4 protein-coding genes are annotated in these 5,643 nt (G+C 58.7%); all 4 read right to left on the bottom strand.

Annotated elements, in window-relative coordinates; genetic code table 11:
• Positions 1–213: 213 nt before the first annotated feature.
• Genes V6C16_RS06980 through nuoK form a run of 4 tightly spaced genes read right to left on the bottom strand, consistent with a single transcriptional unit; the run spans position 214 to position 5,493 of the window.
• The gene (locus V6C16_RS06980; protein ID WP_333534533.1) at positions 214–1,731 is read right to left on the bottom strand and encodes an NADH-quinone oxidoreductase subunit N; all 1,518 of its coding nucleotides are present in this window, start codon (positions 1,729–1,731) and stop codon (positions 214–216) included.
• 22 nt (positions 1,732–1,753) lie between these two features.
• On the bottom strand, positions 1,754–3,241 hold the full coding sequence (locus V6C16_RS06975) for an NADH-quinone oxidoreductase subunit M (protein WP_333534532.1): 1,488 nt from the start codon (positions 3,239–3,241) through the stop codon (positions 1,754–1,756).
• Positions 3,242–3,259: 18 nt separating this feature from the next.
• Entirely contained in the window at positions 3,260–5,188 is a 1,929-nt protein-coding gene (gene nuoL / locus V6C16_RS06970) for an NADH-quinone oxidoreductase subunit L (protein WP_333534530.1), read from the bottom strand.
• A gap of 2 nt (positions 5,189–5,190) precedes the next feature.
• Positions 5,191–5,493 (bottom strand): NADH-quinone oxidoreductase subunit NuoK, encoded by a 303-nt coding sequence (gene nuoK / locus V6C16_RS06965; protein ID WP_333534529.1) that lies wholly within the window; start codon positions 5,491–5,493, stop codon positions 5,191–5,193.
• Positions 5,494–5,643: the final 150 nt, after the last annotated feature.

Here is a 5,643-nt window from a genome sequence, read left to right as displayed (position 1 = left end):
GGAGCCTTGGGCGCCTCCGCAACCGGAGCGGGGGCAGCGGCAGCAGGGGCAGAGCCTTCAGCCGCAAAGGCCTGGCCCACGGTGAGCAGCAGTAACAATACCATGCTGCCACCGAGCATCCATCTGTTTTTCATAAAAAATCTCCTCCAGATTTACTTTGTCAACACCTGAACTATGTGCGCCCCGAGGGGAGCGGCACAGGATCAACCCTTGTCAAAAATACACATTAATCCAGAAAAGCAATGATTGCGGGAACATGCCCCACAGCACCGCCCCGGCAAGACAGACCGCGAGCACCGCTTGCAAGCCCGTTTCGCCCGCTATGGCGCACGATGTTGCGGGGACACAATCTGTACTATCCTGCATGTACATGCGTTTTGCAACACCAAGATAGTACCAGGCCGATATGGTGCTGCACACGACAGCCACCACGACAGTAACCTGGTATCCCGCCGCAAAGGCCGCGCGAAACAGCATGAACTTGCCCATAAAGCCCGCCGTGGGCGGAATGCCCGTCAGCGAGAAAAGAAAAACCAGCATGACTGCCGCCAGCAACGGGCTGCGCGCGGCAAGCCCCCGGTAATCATCCAGATCTTCTCCGGCATCGGGACCTTCGCCCATACGGCCTTTGCCGGAACGGGCGGAAAGGTAGCTTATGACGGCAAATGCCCCGATATTCATGCACAGATAAATGGTCAGATAGGCGGCCGTGGCCCGCAGCCCCTCAGGCGTGCAGGCGGCAAGGCCAAGCAGCGCGTACCCGGCATGGGCAATGGCCGAGTAGGCCAGCATGCGCTTGAGGCTGGTCTGTGCCAGAGCGGCAATGTTGCCGAGAATCATGGTCAGAACAGCAAGCCCGGCCAAGGCATCGCTCCACAAAGGACTCAACTGCGGCAAGCCCTGCAAAAGCACACGCGCAAGCACCGCAAAACTGGCTGTTTTGGCTGCCACAGACATGAACGCCGTAACAGTGGTGGGCGCTCCTTCATACACATCCGGCACCCACACATGAAAGGGAACCGCCGCCACCTTGAAGCCCAGACCGGCCAGCACCAGCCCCAGGGCCATGACTGCCGCCGGCAGGGTGTGCATTTCCGATACGCTCAGGCTGACGGCAAGGCGACGCGCCATTTCGGCAATATCCGTCTGCCCTGTCAGGCCGTAAAGGACGGACAGGCCGAAAAGCAGCAGGGCCGATGCAAAACTGCCCATAAGAAAATACTTGATGGCAGCCTCGCTGCTGCGCGGATCCGCCGTACGCAGGGCCACCAGAGCGTAAATGGGCAAGGCCATAAGCTCAAGACCGAGATACAGCACAATGACGTCACCGGCAGAAACCATGACGCACATGCCAAGCGTGGAAAAAGCCATGAGGCTGTAGTATTCCCCCTGACGCATGGAGGCATGACGGCAGAAGGATTCGCTCATAAGGGCAGTAAGCCCGAGAGCCGCAAGGCAGACGACCTTGAAGGCCGCCGCCAGCCCGTCGGCACGGAACATTCCGCCAAAGGCGGCGGCTCCGCCGCTGAAATTCATGCTCAGTGTCAGGGCAAGGGCAACGGCAGCCCCGGCGGCTGTAAGCCACTGCTGGAAAACACGCTCACGCGGGTAAAAAAGATCGCCAAGCATGAGGCAGACGGCCGTGGCCAGAAGAACCAGCTCCGGCGCAAGGGCGGGCAGATCGGCCAGCAAGGGCAGTGCAGAAAGAGGCGCGACAACAGTATCAGTCATGGTGGCTCCTTGTTACTCCGCCCTACTGGGCTGCAAAGGCCGCAAAAGCCTGCTGCGTGTCACTGACAAGCCGCTCTACCGAAGCGTGGGTGTATTCCAGCAGCATGTTGGGGAAAATGCCTATGGCAAGCACCAGCACGGCCATGGTCAGCAGGATGGTCAGCTCCCTGCCGTCAAGCCCGGACAGCCCGCGCACCGTATCTGAAACCTGCTTGAAAAATACTCGCTGATAGAGCCACAGCATATACCAGGCCCCCAGGATAAGCCCCGAAGACGCCACCACTGCGGCCCAGGGCGCGCGCTCGAACCCGCCCAGCAAAATGAGAAACTCGCCGATAAAGCCGTTGGTACCCGGCAGGCCTATGGCCGCCAGGGTAAATACCAGAAAAAATCCGGCCATGACGGGCATGGTGCTGGCAAGGCCGCCGTAGTCAGAGATCCGGCGTGTGTGGGTGCGGTCATAAATCATGCCCACGGCCAGAAAGAGCGCGCCCGTCACGATGCCGTGGTTGAGCATCTGTATGATGGAGCCTTCCACGCCCTTCTGGGTCAGGGCAAAAAGCCCCAGAGTCACAAAACCCATATGGCTCACGGAACTGTAAGCGATCAGGCGCTTGATGTCGGTTTGCGCCAGGCAGACCAGCGCGCCGTAAACAATGGCGATAACAGACAGAACCAGCATGGGCGTCAGCAAGGTCCAGGCGGCGTAAGGCAGAATGGGCAGGCTGATGCGCAAAAAGCCATACGCGCCCATCTTGATAAGCACGCCCGCAAGAATGACCGAACCCGCCGTGGGCGCCTCGGTATGCGCATCGGGCAACCATGTGTGGACGGGCCACATGGGAACCTTGACGGCAAACGCGGCAAAAAAGGCCCAGAATAAAAGCAACTGCAGGTCTTTACCGTAATTCTGTCCGGCCAGGGCCAGCATGTCGAAGGTGTTTCCGCCCTTGAGATAAAGGAGGATAATGCCCACAAGCATGAGCAGGCTGCCCAACAGGGTGTAAAGAAAGAACTTCACCGTTGCATAAATGCGCCGTGGCCCGCCCCATACGCCGATGAGCAGGAACATGGGAATGAGCATGGCCTCCCAGAACACATAAAAAAGCATGAGGTCCAGCGCGCAAAACACGCCCATCATGGCTCCTTCGAGCAGCAGCAGGCTGACGAAGAACTCCTTGACCTTCAAAGTGATGCTTTTGAACGACACAGCCACGCCCAAAAGAGTAATGAGCGCGGTCAGCGGCAAAAAGAGCACGCTTATGCCATCAATGCCCAGGCTGTAGCGTATGTTCAGGTTTTCAATCCAGGGGCGGTTTTCCACCATCTGCATCTGCCACAAGCCCTTGTCAAACTGGCTGAGCGCCCAGAGGCTCAGGGCCAGTTCCACGGCACAGACGGTCAGCGCCCCCAGCCTGATAGTCTCCTCCCGCCCTCGGGGCAGAAGCATAAGCGAGAGACCGCCAAGCACAGGAACAAAGATAAGCAAGGAAAGTACGGGTACGGACATGCTGTCTCCCTGCCGTGTTTACGAGAAAATTCCCAGTTGCAGCACAATCAGAAGCACCACCGAGGCTCCGGCCAGCCAGGCCAGATAATGGGCCACCTGCCCGTCCTGGAAGCGGCGCAACCTGTCGGAAAGCCTGCCGATAGCACGGGGCAGGCCATTGACAACCCCTTCGATCCCCTTGGTATCCACCACGCGCAGAAGCACATGGTCAGCCAGCCACAAAACCGGGCGCACCAGACAGGCCGCGTAGATTTCGTCCACACGGTACTTGTGCAGAAAAAGCCTGTACAAACGCGGAAAACTCTGCACAACCCTGTCCGGCCATTCGGTCTGGCGGCAGTACATAAACCACGCAAGGCCAATGCCGCAGCCCCCCGCCACCACCGAAGCCCCCATGAGCATAAGCTCAACCGTGCCGTCCAGGTGCAGATGCGGATGCCCCAGCACCGGCTCAAGAAAACCGGCCCAGAGATTGGAGCCGCCAAGCACATGAGGAATGCCCAGCCAGCCAGCCGCCACGGCCCCACAGGCCAGGATGAGCAAAGGTATGGTGACCACCAGCGGCGACTCGTGCAAATGCTCGCGCTGATGCCGTGTGCCGCGAAATTCGCCGTAAAAAATGCTGAAAAACAAGCGGAAGGAATAAAAGGCCGTCAAAAAGGCCACAAAGGTTCCCACGCCCCAGGCAAAGTACCCAGCCGTGGTGTCGGCATTGAAAGCCATGAGCAGGATCTCGTCCTTACTGAAAAAGCCTGCCAGCCCCGGTACGCCGGAAATGGAAAGCGAGGCCAGCAAAAATGTGGCGCAGGTGATGGGCATGTATTTTCGCAAGCCGCCCATACGGCGCATGTCCTGCTCGTGATGCATGCCCAGAATGACCGAGCCGCAGCCCAGGAACAGCAGGGCCTTGAAAAACGCGTGGGTAAAGAGATGGAAAATGCCCGCCGCATAGGCCCCCACGCCGCAACCTATGAACATGAAGGCCAGTTGACTGATGGTGGAATAGGCCACCACCCGCTTGATGTCCGTCTGGGTGAGGGCAATGGTGGCCGCAAAAAGCGCCGTCAGCGCGCCCACTACGGTGATGACCCCAAGAGCCGTGGGCGAAAGAGAAAACAGCGCGTTACAGCGGGCCACCAGAAAGACCCCCGCCGTGACCATTGTGGCCGCGTGAATGAGAGCGCTTACAGGTGTGGGGCCTTCCATGGCGTCGGGCAGCCACACATGCAGGGGCAGTTGGGCAGACTTGCCCACTGCGCCGCAAAAGAGCAGCAGACAGATGAGGGTGGCCGCGTCAATGCTTGTGCCGCCGATGGTGTAGCTCAGGCCCTGCAGCATGCCCGCCTGGGAAAACACGTTTTCATAGTGCAGACTGCCAAAAAGCGTAAAGATGCAGAACAGGCCGAGCAGAAAACCAAAGTCACCGAACCGGTTGACGATGAAAGCTTTTTTGCCAGCATCCGAGGCCGACGTTTTCTCATAATAAAAGCCGATGAGCAGGTAGGACGAAAGGCCCACAGCCTCCCAGCCAAAAAAGAGCTGCAAAAAGTTGTTGCTCAGCACCAGCATAAGCATGGAAAAAGAAAAGAGCGCCAGATAGGCAAAAAAGCGGTAATAGCCGTCTTCTCCCTTCATGTAGCCCACGGAATAGATGTGAACCAGCGTGCTGACGCTGGTGACCACAATGAGCATGACCGCCGTAAGCTGGTCCACAAGAAAGCCGAAAGACACGCTCAGGTTGCCCGATGTTATCCAGTTATGCACATCGGCATTGACGATGACGCCGTTCATGACATCGCGCAGGGCCAGAAGGGAACAGCACAGGGAAATCACAATGGCCGCAATGGGCAGCCAGTGGGCGCGACTGCCCCACCAGCGCCCGCAGACCAGGGTAACGGCAAAGGCCAGCAGCGGACACAGCGGAATAAGCAAGAGGTATATGGGCATGGCTACCCCCGAAGCTCGACGATTTTGTCGTTGCGCACCGTTTTACGGCTGCGGAACAGGCAGATGACTATGCCCAGGCCCACGGCGGCCTCGCATGCTGCCACCGTTATCACAAAAAGGGTGAACACATGGCCGCGCAGGGAATCCATAAAATAACTCATGGCCACGAGGTTCAGGTTCACGCCGTTGAGCATCAGCTCAAGGGAAAGCAGCATGACAATAATGTTGCGCCGCGTAAGGAATCCGGCCACGCCGATACAGAACAGCACAGCGGCCAGCGCCATGTACCATGAAAGAGGAATCATCGCGCCAGACCTCCATCCCGTGTTTTGTGGTCACTGTCGCAGGCGGCGCCGCCCGCATGGCCGTCGGGCAACGGAGCCTCGACGGTGTGGGCTTTCGCCCCCGGCATTTCACACTGTTGTTCCTCATCAACGCCGGGCGGGGGCTGCTTG

The sequence above is a fragment of the Desulfovibrio sp. 1188_IL3213 genome (assembly GCF_036763145.1).
GTDB lineage: Bacteria > Desulfobacterota > Desulfovibrionia > Desulfovibrionales > Desulfovibrionaceae > Desulfovibrio.
Note: the sequence above shows the minus strand (reverse complement) of the source record. Positions and strands in the feature narration are given on the sequence as shown.